This window comes from Pantoea sp. V106_11 (assembly GCF_029967885.1).
Classification (GTDB): Bacteria; Pseudomonadota; Gammaproteobacteria; order Enterobacterales; family Enterobacteriaceae; genus Pantoea; species Pantoea ananatis.
The window spans coordinates 194,227-206,215 of sequence record NZ_JASCAK010000030.1 but is presented as its reverse complement, the minus strand read 5'-3'; the positions used below and the strand labels follow the sequence as shown (position 1 = coordinate 206,215).

Annotated in this window: 14 protein-coding genes; 5 read left to right on the top strand and 9 right to left on the bottom strand. The window is 53.9% G+C overall.

The window, feature by feature from the left end; all coding sequences use genetic code 11:
* Nucleotides 1-121: 121 nt before the first annotated feature.
* Nucleotides 122-1,249, bottom strand: a complete 1,128-nt coding sequence (gene zapE / locus QLG08_RS14715; RefSeq protein ID WP_072136330.1) for a cell division protein ZapE — start codon at nt 1,247-1,249, stop codon at nt 122-124.
* 177 nt (nt 1,250-1,426) lie between these two features.
* On the opposite strand from zapE, the gene zapG reads away from it, so the two are divergent.
* The 3 genes from zapG to degS all read left to right on the top strand — a co-directional run bounded on the left by zapG (nt 1,427) and on the right by degS (nt 4,471).
* A complete protein-coding gene (gene zapG / locus QLG08_RS14710) occupies nt 1,427-1,828 on the top strand; it encodes a Z-ring associated protein ZapG (protein ID WP_006121720.1) in 402 nt (133 codons plus the stop codon).
* A 109-nt stretch (nt 1,829-1,937) separates the two neighbouring features.
* Nucleotides 1,938-3,320: a serine endoprotease DegQ gene (degQ, locus tag QLG08_RS14705; RefSeq protein ID WP_014595149.1), complete on the top strand. Its 1,383-nt coding sequence runs from the start codon at nt 1,938-1,940 to the stop codon at nt 3,318-3,320.
* Nucleotides 3,321-3,409: 89 nt separating this feature from the next.
* On the top strand, nt 3,410-4,471 hold the full coding sequence (degS, locus tag QLG08_RS14700; protein ID WP_013024309.1) for an outer membrane-stress sensor serine endopeptidase DegS: 1,062 nt from the start codon (nt 3,410-3,412) through the stop codon (nt 4,469-4,471).
* An 84-nt stretch (nt 4,472-4,555) separates the two neighbouring features.
* On the opposite strand, the gene epmA is transcribed toward degS, so the two are convergent.
* Complete coding sequence (gene epmA, locus QLG08_RS14695; RefSeq protein WP_014595148.1) at nt 4,556-5,533, bottom strand: elongation factor P--(R)-beta-lysine ligase; 978 nt, start codon at nt 5,531-5,533, stop codon at nt 4,556-4,558.
* A gap of 134 nt (nt 5,534-5,667) precedes the next feature.
* On the opposite strand from epmA, the gene QLG08_RS14690 reads away from it, so the two are divergent.
* Nucleotides 5,668-6,192 carry a lipocalin family protein gene (locus QLG08_RS14690; protein WP_014595147.1) on the top strand — a complete coding sequence of 175 codons (525 nt, stop codon included), beginning with the start codon at nt 5,668-5,670 and terminating at the stop codon, nt 6,190-6,192.
* 40 nt (nt 6,193-6,232) lie between these two features.
* On the opposite strand, the gene QLG08_RS14685 is transcribed toward QLG08_RS14690, so the two are convergent.
* The 3 genes from QLG08_RS14685 to efp all read right to left on the bottom strand — a co-directional run bounded on the left by QLG08_RS14685 (nt 6,233) and on the right by efp (nt 7,218).
* Complete coding sequence (locus tag QLG08_RS14685; protein ID WP_014606758.1) at nt 6,233-6,367, bottom strand: entericidin A/B family lipoprotein; 135 nt, start codon at nt 6,365-6,367, stop codon at nt 6,233-6,235.
* 104 nt (nt 6,368-6,471) lie between these two features.
* On the bottom strand, nt 6,472-6,603 hold the full coding sequence (locus QLG08_RS14680) for an entericidin A/B family lipoprotein (protein WP_024472200.1): 132 nt from the start codon (nt 6,601-6,603) through the stop codon (nt 6,472-6,474).
* 48 nt (nt 6,604-6,651) lie between these two features.
* Nucleotides 6,652-7,218, bottom strand: a complete 567-nt coding sequence (gene efp, locus QLG08_RS14675; RefSeq protein ID WP_013024304.1) for an elongation factor P — start codon at nt 7,216-7,218, stop codon at nt 6,652-6,654.
* 40 nt (nt 7,219-7,258) lie between these two features.
* Between efp and epmB the strand changes: the two genes are divergently transcribed.
* Nucleotides 7,259-8,287 carry an EF-P beta-lysylation protein EpmB gene (gene epmB, locus QLG08_RS14670; RefSeq protein ID WP_013024303.1) on the top strand — a complete coding sequence of 343 codons (1,029 nt, stop codon included), beginning with the start codon at nt 7,259-7,261 and terminating at the stop codon, nt 8,285-8,287.
* A gap of 161 nt (nt 8,288-8,448) precedes the next feature.
* Here the strand turns inward: epmB and QLG08_RS14665 are convergent, their stop codons facing one another.
* The 4 genes from QLG08_RS14665 to QLG08_RS14650 form a co-directional block, all read right to left on the bottom strand.
* Nucleotides 8,449-8,799, bottom strand: a complete 351-nt coding sequence (locus tag QLG08_RS14665; RefSeq protein ID WP_014606760.1) for a DUF4156 domain-containing protein — start codon at nt 8,797-8,799, stop codon at nt 8,449-8,451.
* Between the two features lie 192 nt (nt 8,800-8,991).
* On the bottom strand, nt 8,992-10,641 hold the full coding sequence (gene groL / locus QLG08_RS14660) for a chaperonin GroEL (protein ID WP_013024301.1): 1,650 nt from the start codon (nt 10,639-10,641) through the stop codon (nt 8,992-8,994).
* Nucleotides 10,642-10,689: 48 nt separating this feature from the next.
* Nucleotides 10,690-10,983, bottom strand: coding sequence for a co-chaperone GroES (locus QLG08_RS14655; RefSeq protein ID WP_014606761.1), 294 nt, complete (start codon nt 10,981-10,983; stop codon nt 10,690-10,692).
* Between the two features lie 232 nt (nt 10,984-11,215).
* Nucleotides 11,216-11,677, bottom strand: a complete 462-nt coding sequence (locus tag QLG08_RS14650; protein ID WP_014606762.1) for an FxsA family protein — start codon at nt 11,675-11,677, stop codon at nt 11,216-11,218.
* Between the last annotated feature and the right edge of the window lie 312 nt (nt 11,678-11,989).

Sequence of the window (11,989 nt, the reverse complement as noted above, 5' to 3'; positions counted from 1 at the left end):
ATAGCGTTACCGGAACGCAGAGGATTTGGGAAAAAAATCCTGTGCTGTAACGTGGGGTCGCAAGATTATAGAGAAGTCGATTACAAAAATCGAACCCTATTTTCATTTATTACCTGGAATCTCAGGGTAAATGCGCCAGCCGCAGGTACTCTTCGCTCTGCATTTCCTGCAAACGGGACAGACAGCGCTGATATTCAAATTTCAGGCGCGTCCCCTGATAAATTTCGAACAAGGAGGTTTCTGCAGCGACAACCAGTTTGACATGGCGCTCGTAAAACTCATCCACCAACGCCAGAAAACGCCGCGCCTGATCTTCCGTCTTGTAGATCATGACCGGTACATCGAACAGCAGGACGCTGTGAAAGCGGCGTGACAGCTCAATATAATCATGCTGGCTGCGCCCTTCTCCACACAGGGTTTTAAAATCAATCGCAATCACCCCTTCTGCCACGCCCAGGGTCGGCATTTTACGGTGATTGATCTCCAGCACCGGTGCGCTGTCGCGTTTTTCGCCTGACAATGCCTGGAACATGCGGTCCATCTCGGCGTAGGTTTCCGGCCCCAGAGGAAACGTCCACAAATGCGCGGACGTCAGCGTACGCAGACGGTAATCAATGCCCGCATCGACATTCATTACCTCACAGTGCTGCTTAATCTGCTCGATGGCGGGCAGAAAACGGGCACGCTGCAGGCCGTTTTTGTACAAGTTATCAGGCGGAATATTCGAGGTCGCAACCAGGCTGATGCCGCGCGCAAACAGGGCTTCCATCAGCGTTCCCAGCAGCATGGCATCCGTGATGTCAGACACAAAAAACTCATCAAAACAGAGAATATCGGTTTCTGCTCTAAAGCGGTCGGCGATGATCAGCAACGGATCGCTGTGCCCCTGCAGTTCGGTCAGCTCTTCATGCACGCGCAGCATGAAACGGTGAAAGTGTAAGCGCAGTTTGCGGTCGCCAGGAATAGACTGAAAAAACAGATCCATTACCCAGGTTTTCCCCCGGCCAACACCGCCCCACATATACAAGCCACGGACGGGCGCTTTGGGCTGCGACTTTTCTTTTCCCATCAGCTTCGACAGACGACCTAACAGCCCCTTCGAGGGAAGTTCGGTGGTGTGCTGACGCGCGATCAGCCCTTGCTGGATAGCATCTAAGCGGGTAATCGCTTCACGCTGTACGTCGTCGGGCTTGAAATCGCCCTGTGATAGCGCTTGCTCATAGCGGGCAAGCGGAGATGAGGTTTGCATGGTTCGCTCAGTGTCCCTGAATTTTGTCTTATTCAAACGTCGTTTGTCGAAAAAAAGGCCGCTCTACACTAAGGCATGGCGCTCCAGAGTTCCACATCCATAAGATTAACGGGTATAGTGACTATTATTAAGTGGTGCAACGCCCTACGGAACAACGGAAATAACACGGGAGTCATTATGACCTGGGAATACGGGCTAATTGGTTTAGTGGTAGGTATTATTGTCGGCGCAGTCGCAATGCGTTTTGGCAACCGGAAGCTGCGTGAGCAGCGCAGCATGCAGTACGAACTGGATAAGACGAAAGCCGAGCTGGCAGATTATCGCGAAGAGCTGACCAACCACTTTGCGCAGAGCGCAGAGCTGCTGGATAACATGGCGCGTGATTACCGTCAGCTCTATCAGCACATGGCGAAAGGGTCCAACGACCTGCTGCCGAACATGCCCGGGGACAAAAACCCCTTTGCATGGCAACTGACCGAAGCCGAAGCGGATAACGATCAGGCACCGGTGCAAATGCCGCGTGACTACTCTGAAGGCGCCTCTGGCTTACTGCGTGGTGAACGCGCCGTCCGCGACTAAGCATGATCGGGCACAGTGACGCTGTGCCCGCTGTTTTTGCGAACCCCGGCCGCAAACGGCTGTCTCATTGATTTACTCCCCCCATTTTTGCAGCGAGAGCGTTGTAGCAATGAAAAAACAAGCACGACTGTTAAGCGCATTAGCCTTGAGTATTGGAATGAGTCTTGCCGCTGCGCCCGGCGCGATGGCGACGCTACCTGCACAGATTCAGAGCCAGCCGCTTCCCAGCCTGGCACCGATGCTGGAAAAAGTGTTACCTGCTGTGGTCAGCGTGCACGTTGAAGGCACCCAGTCTGATGCCCAGGCCCAGACACAGGATATTCCCGAGCCGCTTAAGCGTTTCTTTGGCCAGTTGCCCGGTGGCGCCCCAAGCCAGCCTCAACCCTTTGAGGGGCTGGGGTCCGGTGTCATCATTGATGCCGCCAAAGGCTATGTTCTGACCAATAACCACGTGGTCAACGGCGCGGATAAGATCAACGTCCAGCTCGGCGATGGCAGCGAATATGATGCCAAACTGATTGGTCACGATGAGCAGACCGACATTGCTCTGATCCAGATTCAGGGCGCGAAAAACCTGACGCAGATAAAAGTCGCCGATTCGGATCAGCTGAAAGTCGGTGATTTTGCCGTGGCCATCGGCAATCCTTTTGGCCTTGGTCAGACAGCGACCTCCGGAATTATTTCGGCACTGGGCCGCAGCGGCCTGAATCTCGAAGGGCTGGAAAACTTTATCCAGACCGATGCCGCCATTAACCGCGGTAACTCGGGCGGCGCGCTGGTTAATCTGAACGGCGAGCTGATCGGCATTAATACCGCCATTCTGGCCTCCAGTGGCGGCAATATCGGCATTGGCTTTGCGATTCCGAGCGATATGGCCATGAACCTGGCCGAGCAGTTGATTAAGTACGGCGAAGTCAAACGGGGTCAGTTGGGTATCAAAGGTACCGAGATGACCGCGGACATCGCAAAAGCGTTTAACGTTGACGCACAGCGCGGCGCGTTCGTTTCTGAAGTGCTGCCCCAGTCTGCGGCGCAAAAAGCTGGTATCAAGTCAGGCGATATCATTGTTTCGGTCAACGATAAACCGATTACCAGCTTCGCAGAACTGCGGGTGAAGATCGGCACGACGGCACCAGGTGAGAAAGTGAAGCTTGGCCTGCTACGTGAAGGTAAACCGGTGAGTGTTGATGTCACCCTTGAGCAAAGCGCCCAGACGACGGCCAGCGCACAGCTGCTTTCTCCAGCCCTGCAGGGCGCGACTCTGAGCGATGGTCAGACCAAAACCGGTGATAAAGGCGTGAAGATTGATGCCATCGAAAAAGGCACTCCGGCTGAACAGGTCGGCCTGCAAAAAGATGACGTGATCATTGGCGTCAACCGCACGCGAATTCAGAATATTGCCGAAATGCGCAAGGTGCTGGAAGCCAAACCGCCGGTGATGGCGCTGAATGTGGTTCGTGGTGAGGAAAGTATCTATCTGTTATTGAGATAAACCCCGCACGATGGCGGACACAAGCACGTGTGTGTCCGCCGCTCTCATGTTATTCTCCCCAACGTTCTCCCCTGACGTGATTTAACACCATGTTTCTTAAACTCTTGCGTTCAGTGGTGTTGGGACTGATTGTTGCGGGCATCTTGCTCGCAGCGCTGCCCGCACTGCGTTTGGGCGGTGCTGCCCTGTATAGTCAAAATGACAGTAACGATGAAACGCCCTTTGGCTTTAATCAAGGGGTGAGGCGTGCCGTGCCTGCCGTTGTGAATGTTTACAACCGCAGCGCGCATGGGAACAACAACCGCGGTATTACCACGCTGGGCTCTGGCGTGATTATGAATAACCGGGGTTATATCCTGACCAACAAGCACGTTATCAATAATGCCGATCAGATCATCGTCGCTCTACAGGATGGCCGTTTTTTTGAAGCCACGCTGGTGGGTTCAGATGCCATGACCGATTTGGCCGTGCTAAAAATTACCGCGTCAAACCTGCCGGTTATCCCGATTAATCCCAAACGCGTCGCACACATTGGCGATGTGGTGATGGCCATCGGCAACCCCTATAACCTGGGACAAACGGTCACACAGGGCATTATCAGCGCCACGGGCCGCGTTGGACTCAGCTCGTCAGGCCGCCAGAACTTCCTGCAAACGGATGCATCAATCAATCAGGGGAACTCCGGTGGCGCACTGATTAACTCGCTGGGCGAACTCATGGGCATCAATACCCTGACGTTCGATAAAAGCAGCGATGGCGAAACGCCCGAAGGCATTGGTTTTGCTATCCCCACCGCGCTGGCAACCAAAATAATGGATAAGCTCATCCGTGATGGTCGGGTCATTCGCGGCTATATCGGCATTACCGCCCGCGAAGTGCCGCCGCTTCACGGCCAGGGCAACAGTCTCGATCGGGTTCAGGGCATTATCGTCAGCGTGGTGACGCCGGGCGGCCCGGCTGAGAAAGCCGGTATCCAGGCCAATGATGTGCTGCTGAGCGTAGACGGTAAACCGGCGCTCTCCGCACAGGAAACCATGGACCAGGTTGCGGAAATTCGGCCCGGCTCGGTGGTGAATGTGCAGGTGCTGCGTAATGACAAGAAGCTGACCTTCCCGGTGACGATTCAGGAGTTTCCGGACAGCAGTCAGTAGCGGTGAACGCAAACAAGGCCCACTTGAGGCCTTGTTTATCAGCTTAAACGGCGCTGCGCCATTCTGTCAGCACGGCGTCAAGGGTCAGCAGCGGTCTACCGGAAACGCAATCACCTCCGACAGCGACTCTGCCTTCAGCGCCAGCATAATCAACCTGTCCACGCCCAGTGCAACGCCCGAACAGGCCGGCATGCCGTGCTCCAGCGCGGCCAGCAGGTAATGATCAATCGGATGTTGCGGCAACCCTCGCGCCGCACGCCGACGATTATCCTGCTCAAAGCGTTGGCGCTGTTCACGGCTGTCGGTGAGTTCGCGGAAGCCATTCGCCAGCTCAATGCCCTTGTAATACACCTCAAACCGCTCTGCCACCCGATGATCTTCCGTACTGATCTCCGCTAATGCCGCCTGGCTGGCCGGAAAGTGGTAGATAAAACACGGCTTGTCCTGACCAATCTTCGGTTCCACGCCCAGCATAAACAGCAGCATCAGCAAGGTATCGCGGTCCTCTTCCCGACTGGCCAGCTCGCCCTCACCCAGCTTTTCCGCCGCCTCACGCAGCTGCGCTTTGTCGGCAGAAAGCGGGTCCAGCTCAAGGTGACGAATAAAGGCCTGCTGATAAGAGAGCGACTCCGCGCTGTCGCACTCCAGCACCTGCTGCAGCAGATCGTCGACCTCATTCATCAGGCGGTACATATCGTAATGGGGGCGATACCACTCCAGCATGGTGAATTCAGGGTTGTGGTAGCGCCCGGCCTCTTCGTTGCGAAAGCTGCGGCCCATTTGATAGATAGGGCCACTTCCGGCCGCCAGAAGGCGTTTCATGTGGTATTCCGGGCTGGTCATCAGCCAGAGATCGCGGCCTTCAGACAGGCCAGGGCCGACAAAGCGCGTCTGGAATGGCACCAGATGAATGTCGGTAATCGTGGCCTGACTCATCGCGGGCGTGTCGACTTCCAGTACGCCACGATCGGCGAAGAAACGACGTACTTCAGCAATAATGGCTGCGCGTTTAATTAAACTGGCAATCGAAGCGCCAGGTTGCCAGCTTGTCGTTTCACTCATGGTGACGGCTCCTGATACAAATAAGGGAGGGAAGTCTACTCGTAATGTCAGTGGCAAACAATCGTGGCGCAAGCCTGTCCAATAAACTGACCGGCTTCTATAATTAACAGGTTAAATAACAAAGGAATCTTTTTATGTCTCCATGGAAAACATTGGTTGCCAGCCTGAGTGCCTTCCTGTCCGTCGCCTGCACGACCACACCGCCAAAAAACGTTACCGTCGTTGAAAACTTCGACAGTCAGCGTTACCTCGGTCAGTGGTACGAGATAGCCCGGCTGGATCATGGCTTTGAACGCGGCCTCGAACAGGTTACGGCAAATTACAGCCCACGTGAGGATGGCGGCCTGAAAGTCGTTAATCGCGGCTATAACGTTAAAAAGCAGCGCTGGCAGGAGAGCGTGGGTAAAGCCTACTTCACCGGCGATAAACAGCGTGCGGCACTCAAGGTCTCGTTCTTTGGGCCCTTCTATGGTGGCTATAACGTGATAGCGCTGGATCCTGACTACCGTTACGCACTGGTATGCGGGCCTAACCGCCACTATCTGTGGATACTGTCACGGACGCCGCAGTTGGATGAAGGTGTGAAACAAAAGCTGGTGCAGCAGGCACGCCAGGCCGGTTTCCCGGTAGATGAGCTGATTTGGGTGAAACAGGGCTAGAGAAAGGCCGGTACGAAAAACGTTCGTACCGGTTTTACCGTTACTGCGCGCTACGCTGGATTGCATGGCCGCCCGCTTCAACGTCTTCGCCGACGCCGCGCGTAGTGTTGCAGCCAGAAAGCAGTGCAGAGAACATCATCACAGAGAAAATCGCAACAATACTTTTCTTCAACATATCCATATCCTTTTTGGTTGCATTATAGGTACAGCTTTTAAAGCATAGACTGATTATGCAACGTCGCGAGCCTGAGCCGCCGAAAAAAGGAAGGCAGGAATAACTTATTTAGCCGCGCGCGAGATTGCGCCGCCCAGGTGAGATACGTCTTCGCCAAAACCGTGGAAGGTGTTACAGCCGCTTAGTCCAGAAGCCACCAGCAACGCCAAGGCGATAAGTTTTGCTCGTTTTTTCATGGTGAACTCACTCAAAAAAAGGCGCATCACAGGATGCGCCTTTCAGGGTTATTTTACGCGTGACACGTATTCGCCAGAGCGGGTATCAACCTTCACCACCTCGCCAATCTGCACGAACAATGGCACTTTAATGACTGCCCCCGTAGACAGCGTTGCTGGCTTACCGCCCGTACCGGCAGTATCACCTTTCAGGCCTGGGTCAGTTTCAATGACTTCCGCTTCAACAAAGTTTGGTGGCTGAACCGCAATCGGTTTATCGTTCCACAAGGTTACGATACACTCCGCGTTGTCCTGCAACCACTTCTGCACTTCATCCAGCACTTTTGCTTCAACCTGGTACTGCTCAAAAGATTCCGGGTGCATGAAGTAGTAGAAATCGCCGTCGTTGTAAGAGTACTGCAGCGTCATATCCTTCACGTCTGCGCCTTCGGCAGAATCCGTTGATTTGAAGGTTTTCTCAACGCGTGAACCGGTCAGCAGACGACGCATTTTTACACGTGCAAACGCCTGACCTTTACCCGGCTTAACGAACTCGCTTGATTCGATGGCATAAGGTTCGCCTTCGAACATGATTTTAAGACCGGGACGGAAATCGTTGCTAAGATAAGTCGCCATAAAGGCCCTCTGTAGATATTAACTGGTAATAGCCAAAAAAATGGCACACATTGTAACCCTAAATTCCCCTTCCAGAGAAGATTGGTTGCAGCAACTTGCTGATGTTGTCACTGATCCTCATGAATTACTGCAACTTTTAGCGCTCGACCATCATCCGGATCTGGCTGCTGGCGGCGACGCACGCCGACTTTTTGCCCTGCGCGTGCCGCGCGCCTTTATCCGGCGAATGAAAAAAGGCGATGCGCAGGATCCCCTTCTACTCCAGGTCCTGACCAGCCGTCAGGAGTTTGTCGACGCGCCAGGTTATAGCACCGATCCGCTGGACGAACAAAATAGCGTCGTGCCGGGATTACTGCATAAATATAAAAACCGTGCATTGCTGCTGGTCAAAGGCGGCTGCGCGGTGAACTGCCGCTACTGCTTCCGCCGTCATTTTCCCTATCAGGATAATCAGGGCAACAAGCGTAACTGGCAGGCCGCGCTGGATTATATTACCGCCCATCCTGAACTGGATGAGATCATCTTTTCGGGTGGCGATCCGTTAATGGCAAAAGATCATGAGCTGGCCTGGCTCATTGACGCGCTGGGCGCTATCCCGCATCTGAAACGGCTACGTATTCACAGTCGACTGCCGGTCGTGATTCCGGATCGCATTACCGAGGCGCTGTGTCAGACGCTGGCGGAAACGCGGCTTCAGGTCTTGATGGTCACCCACATCAACCACGCCCGTGAGATTGATGAGGCGCTTTGTGATGCCATGCTGCGCCTGAAACGTGCTGACGTGACGCTGCTTAATCAGAGCGTACTGCTGCGCGGCGTGAATGATGATGCACAAACCCTGGCGGCGCTGAGCAATGCGCTGTTTGATGCCGGCATTCTGCCCTACTACCTGCATGTGCTGGACAAAGTGCAGGGCGCAGCGCATTTCTTCGTTTCTGATGAAGAAGCCCGGGCGTTGATGCGTAGCCTGCTGCCGCGGGTGTCCGGTTATCTGGTGCCGAAGCTGGCACGTGAGATCGGCGGGGAACCCAGTAAAACCCCGCTGGATCTGCAACTTCGGCAGGAATAAATCACGGGCGGCACACAGCCCGGTAGCCGCAAGCCTCATTTCCGCCGAGCAGCGGGCTGCCAACCCGTTGCACTGGCGGCTAAAAGCCATTGATAAACGCTAAAAAAACGACCGGCACATTGGCCGGTCGTCTCAAAAAATGTTGCCTGTTCAGCGCAGGATCAGTTAGGGCATTTATAGACCTGGCCGGTCATCTTGCTGTCGAGTGGTGCAAAGGCTGAAAGCAGGTTTTGTGTAGGACTGGTTGCGCCATAAATGACGTTTCCGCCCATTTCGGCAGCACGGTTCCGCAGGTCGTTAGCTGCACCGCGCAGCGCGCTGGTTTCGCCACCGGCTCCGCTTAACCAGTTACTTTGCGAGCCGGTCAGGCTGCCCAGAAGCTGACATTGTTTGCCAGGCTGCTGATCGGTAAAGGTGACGCGCTGTCCAGCAGAAGTCAGGTCGGTTGAGCTGCTGCAGCCTGCAAGCAATAACGCACCAGCCGTAAGACCGAGCAAGAGGTTAATACGCATTATAATCCCCATTTATTATCATCAGTGTCGGATGGCAGCGTAGCAGAAAAACACGCATTTTTTCTGAACATTCATTGCCCTAATCCGTGCCAACGTAACCGTTGCGCCCCTACTTATACCCTTTCCTCTGCAAAAGAAAAACCCCCGACCGTTTCCGATCGGGGGTTCTTATGACGCAAGCGTCAGGGGCGATTACATCATGCCGCCCATACCGCCCATGCCACCCATACCGCCAGCGCCTGCACCTAAGTCTGGCGCATCGCCTTTCGGCAGGTCAGTGACCATACATTCGGTGGTGATCATCAGGCCAGCAACCGATGCCGCGTACTGCAGAGCAGAACGGGTCACTTTGGTTGGGTCCAGAATACCGAAGTCGATCATGTTGCCGTATTCTTCAGTCTGCGCGTTGTAACCGTAGTTACCGTCGCCTGCTTTCACGTTGTTCGCCACAACAGAAGGCTCTTCGCCGGCGTTAGAAACGATCTGACGCAGTGGAGATTCCATTGCGCGCAGCGCAACTTTGATACCCACGTTCTGGTCTTCGTTCTGACCACGCAGTTCGGTCAGCTGTGCTGCAACGCGAACCAGCGCCACACCACCACCTGCAACCACGCCTTCTTCAACCGCAGCACGGGTTGCGTGCAGGGCATCTTCAACGCGTGCTTTTTTCTCTTTCATTTCAACTTCAGTTGCTGCGCCCACTTTCAGAACGGCAACGCCGCCTGCCAGTTTCGCTACGCGCTCCTGCAGTTTTTCTTTGTCGTAGTCAGAGGTGGCTTCTTCAATCTGCTGACGAATCTGAGTGACACGACCCTGAATAGTGGTTTCTTCACCCACGCCATCGATGATGGTGGTGGTGTCTTTGTTGATCACGACACGCTTCGCCTGGCCCAGATCTTCCAGTGCTGCTTTTTCCAGCTCCATACCGATCTCTTCAGAGATCACGGTACCGCCGGTCAGGATAGCGATATCCTGCAGCATGGCTTTACGGCGGTCGCCGAAGCCCGGTGCTTTAACCGCAGCCACTTTCACGATGCCGCGCATGGTGTTCACCACCAGCGTCGCCAGCGCTTCGCCTTCTACGTCTTCCGCGATGATCAGCAGTGGTTTGCCTGCTTTCGCAACGGCTTCCAGCACTGGCAGCATTTCACGGATGTTAGAAATCTTCTTGTCAGCCAGCAGGATGAACGGGGTTTCCAGCTCAACGGCACCTGTTTCTGGCTTGTTGATGAAGTACGGAGACAGGTAGCCACGGTCGAACTGCATACCTTCAACCACGTCCAGCTCGTCCTGCAGGCCGGTGCCTTCTTCAACGGTGATGACGCCTTCTTTGCCCACTTTTTCCATCGCCTGAGCGATCAGGGTACCGACGGTTTCATCAGAGTTAGCAGAGATAGTCCCTACCTGAGCGATAGCTTTAGAATCTGAGCAAGGAACAGACAGTTTTTTCAGCTCTTCAACCGCAGCGATGACCGCCTGGTCGATACCGCGCTTCAGATCCATCGGGTTCATGCCCGCTGCAACGGCTTTCAGGCCTTCGGTGATGATGGACTGCGCCAGCACGGTTGCCGTGGTGGTACCGTCGCCTGCCGCGTCGTTCGCTTTAGAGGCAACTTCTTTCACCATCTGTGCGCCCATGTTTTCGAACTTGTCTTCCAGCTCGATTTCACGCGCAACAGAAACACCATCTTTAGTGATGGTCGGTGCACCAAAAGATTTATCCAGAACCACGTTACGGCCTTTCGGGCCCAGGGTAACTTTTACTGCATCTGCCAGTACGTTCACGCCACGCAACATTTTTACGCGTGCGTCATTACCGAATTTTACGTCTTTAGCTGCCATTTCAAATTTCCCTTAAATTCGTTTCGTTCAGTGAATTACGCGTAAAACTTACGCTTCAACAATCGCCAGAATGTCGCTTTCAGAGATGATCAGGACTTCTTCGTTGTCGATTTTTTCAGTTTTGGCACCGTAGCCTTCGCTGAAGATCACGACGTCACCAACTTGTACGTCCAGCGGCTTCACTTCGCCACTCTCAAGGATACGGCCTTTGCCCACAGCCAGGACTTCACCACGCGTGGATTTGCCTGCTGCAGAACCGGTCAGCACAATGCCACCCGCTGACTTAGCTTCAACTTCTTTACGCTTCACGATGACACGATCGTGTAATGGACGAATTTTCATTTGATAGCTCTCCTTTGAGAAGTCCAATCATTCATTTTTGGGTTGAATACCGGGCTGTGTGGCTTCCGGCCTCGTGACCAGAGAGATAGGGCCGCGACCTGACACTTTCAAGGGGGCAACCCACAAATTTTTTTAGTCTGATGATGCAACTGATGGCTTTTTAGACAAACCGCGCGGACGGGTCAGAAGACAAACAAAAAGCGCGACCTGATGTCGCGCTAAGAGGATGAGATTAACGATCTTTTGGATCGTCATGATGTTCAAGGCGATCGCTGTCTTTGCGTTCGAACTCGCCATCCATTGTATAACCGCTGTCCGGGCCTGCACCCGGCCCCCGCCAGACGCGCAGATGCGGCATCAGTTTTAAGGTCAGGTGTTTTTGCACCGGTGGCAGTAAGAGCAGCAGGCCCAGCATGTCGGTAAAGAAACCCGGCAGCAGCAGCAGGAAACCGGCAATGATCAGCGAAACGCTTTTCACCATTTCCTGCGCCGGACTTTCGTTACGAGCCAGCTTCTCCTGCATCAGCATAAAGTTTTTCATGCCCTGATTTTTTACCAAAGACACGCCGATGCAGGAGGTGAAAACCACCAGCAGCATGGTGAGCAGCACGCCAAGGACGTGTGCAACCTGAATGAAAAGCGAGATCTCAATCCAGGCCAGTACGAAAAAGATCACTAACGGTAACCAGCGCACCGGATTCTCCTGTGAGTCAGGCTGCCCGGCTGATGACCCGGCAGCGTAAAAATGATGATAACAAGATACAGAGATGGTCATTCAGGCCGCCCATTTCAACCGTGCCAGGCAAATTTTTGCTGCAGGGTTAAATTTGTGAGCAATTTCACATATTGTTAACGTCATAAGGCCAGTAAGGTGATCTCTGTTCGCGCTTTAGGGCTGGGTCAGAATAGGATCGTGCTCACCCGCCTGAATACGGATAAAATAGCGGTTCTGGCGCTTCCCCACAAAACAAACACATCATCTGCGATGGTTAGCAGTGACAACAAG

What these genes read in the sequence shown, in the direction of transcription:
- zapE (WP_072136330.1), bottom strand. Translation starts at nt 1,249, where the DNA reads ATGCAAACCTCATCTCCGCTTGCCCGCTATGAGCAAGCGCTATCACAG.
- zapG (WP_006121720.1), top strand. Translation starts at nt 1,427, where the DNA reads ATGACCTGGGAATACGGGCTAATTGGTTTAGTGGTAGGTATTATTGTC.
- degQ (WP_014595149.1), top strand. Translation starts at nt 1,938, where the DNA reads ATGAAAAAACAAGCACGACTGTTAAGCGCATTAGCCTTGAGTATTGGA.
- degS (WP_013024309.1), top strand. Translation starts at nt 3,410, where the DNA reads ATGTTTCTTAAACTCTTGCGTTCAGTGGTGTTGGGACTGATTGTTGCG.
- epmA (WP_014595148.1), bottom strand. Translation starts at nt 5,533, where the DNA reads ATGAGTGAAACGACAAGCTGGCAACCTGGCGCTTCGATTGCCAGTTTA.
- QLG08_RS14690 (WP_014595147.1), top strand. Translation starts at nt 5,668, where the DNA reads ATGTCTCCATGGAAAACATTGGTTGCCAGCCTGAGTGCCTTCCTGTCC.
- QLG08_RS14685 (WP_014606758.1), bottom strand. Translation starts at nt 6,367, where the DNA reads ATGTTGAAGAAAAGTATTGTTGCGATTTTCTCTGTGATGATGTTCTCT.
- QLG08_RS14680 (WP_024472200.1), bottom strand. Translation starts at nt 6,603, where the DNA reads ATGAAAAAACGAGCAAAACTTATCGCCTTGGCGTTGCTGGTGGCTTCT.
- efp (WP_013024304.1), bottom strand. Translation starts at nt 7,218, where the DNA reads ATGGCGACTTATCTTAGCAACGATTTCCGTCCCGGTCTTAAAATCATG.
- epmB (WP_013024303.1), top strand. Translation starts at nt 7,259, where the DNA reads ATGGCACACATTGTAACCCTAAATTCCCCTTCCAGAGAAGATTGGTTG.
- QLG08_RS14665 (WP_014606760.1), bottom strand. Translation starts at nt 8,799, where the DNA reads ATGCGTATTAACCTCTTGCTCGGTCTTACGGCTGGTGCGTTATTGCTT.
- groL (WP_013024301.1), bottom strand. Translation starts at nt 10,641, where the DNA reads ATGGCAGCTAAAGACGTAAAATTCGGTAATGACGCACGCGTAAAAATG.
- QLG08_RS14655 (WP_014606761.1), bottom strand. Translation starts at nt 10,983, where the DNA reads ATGAAAATTCGTCCATTACACGATCGTGTCATCGTGAAGCGTAAAGAA.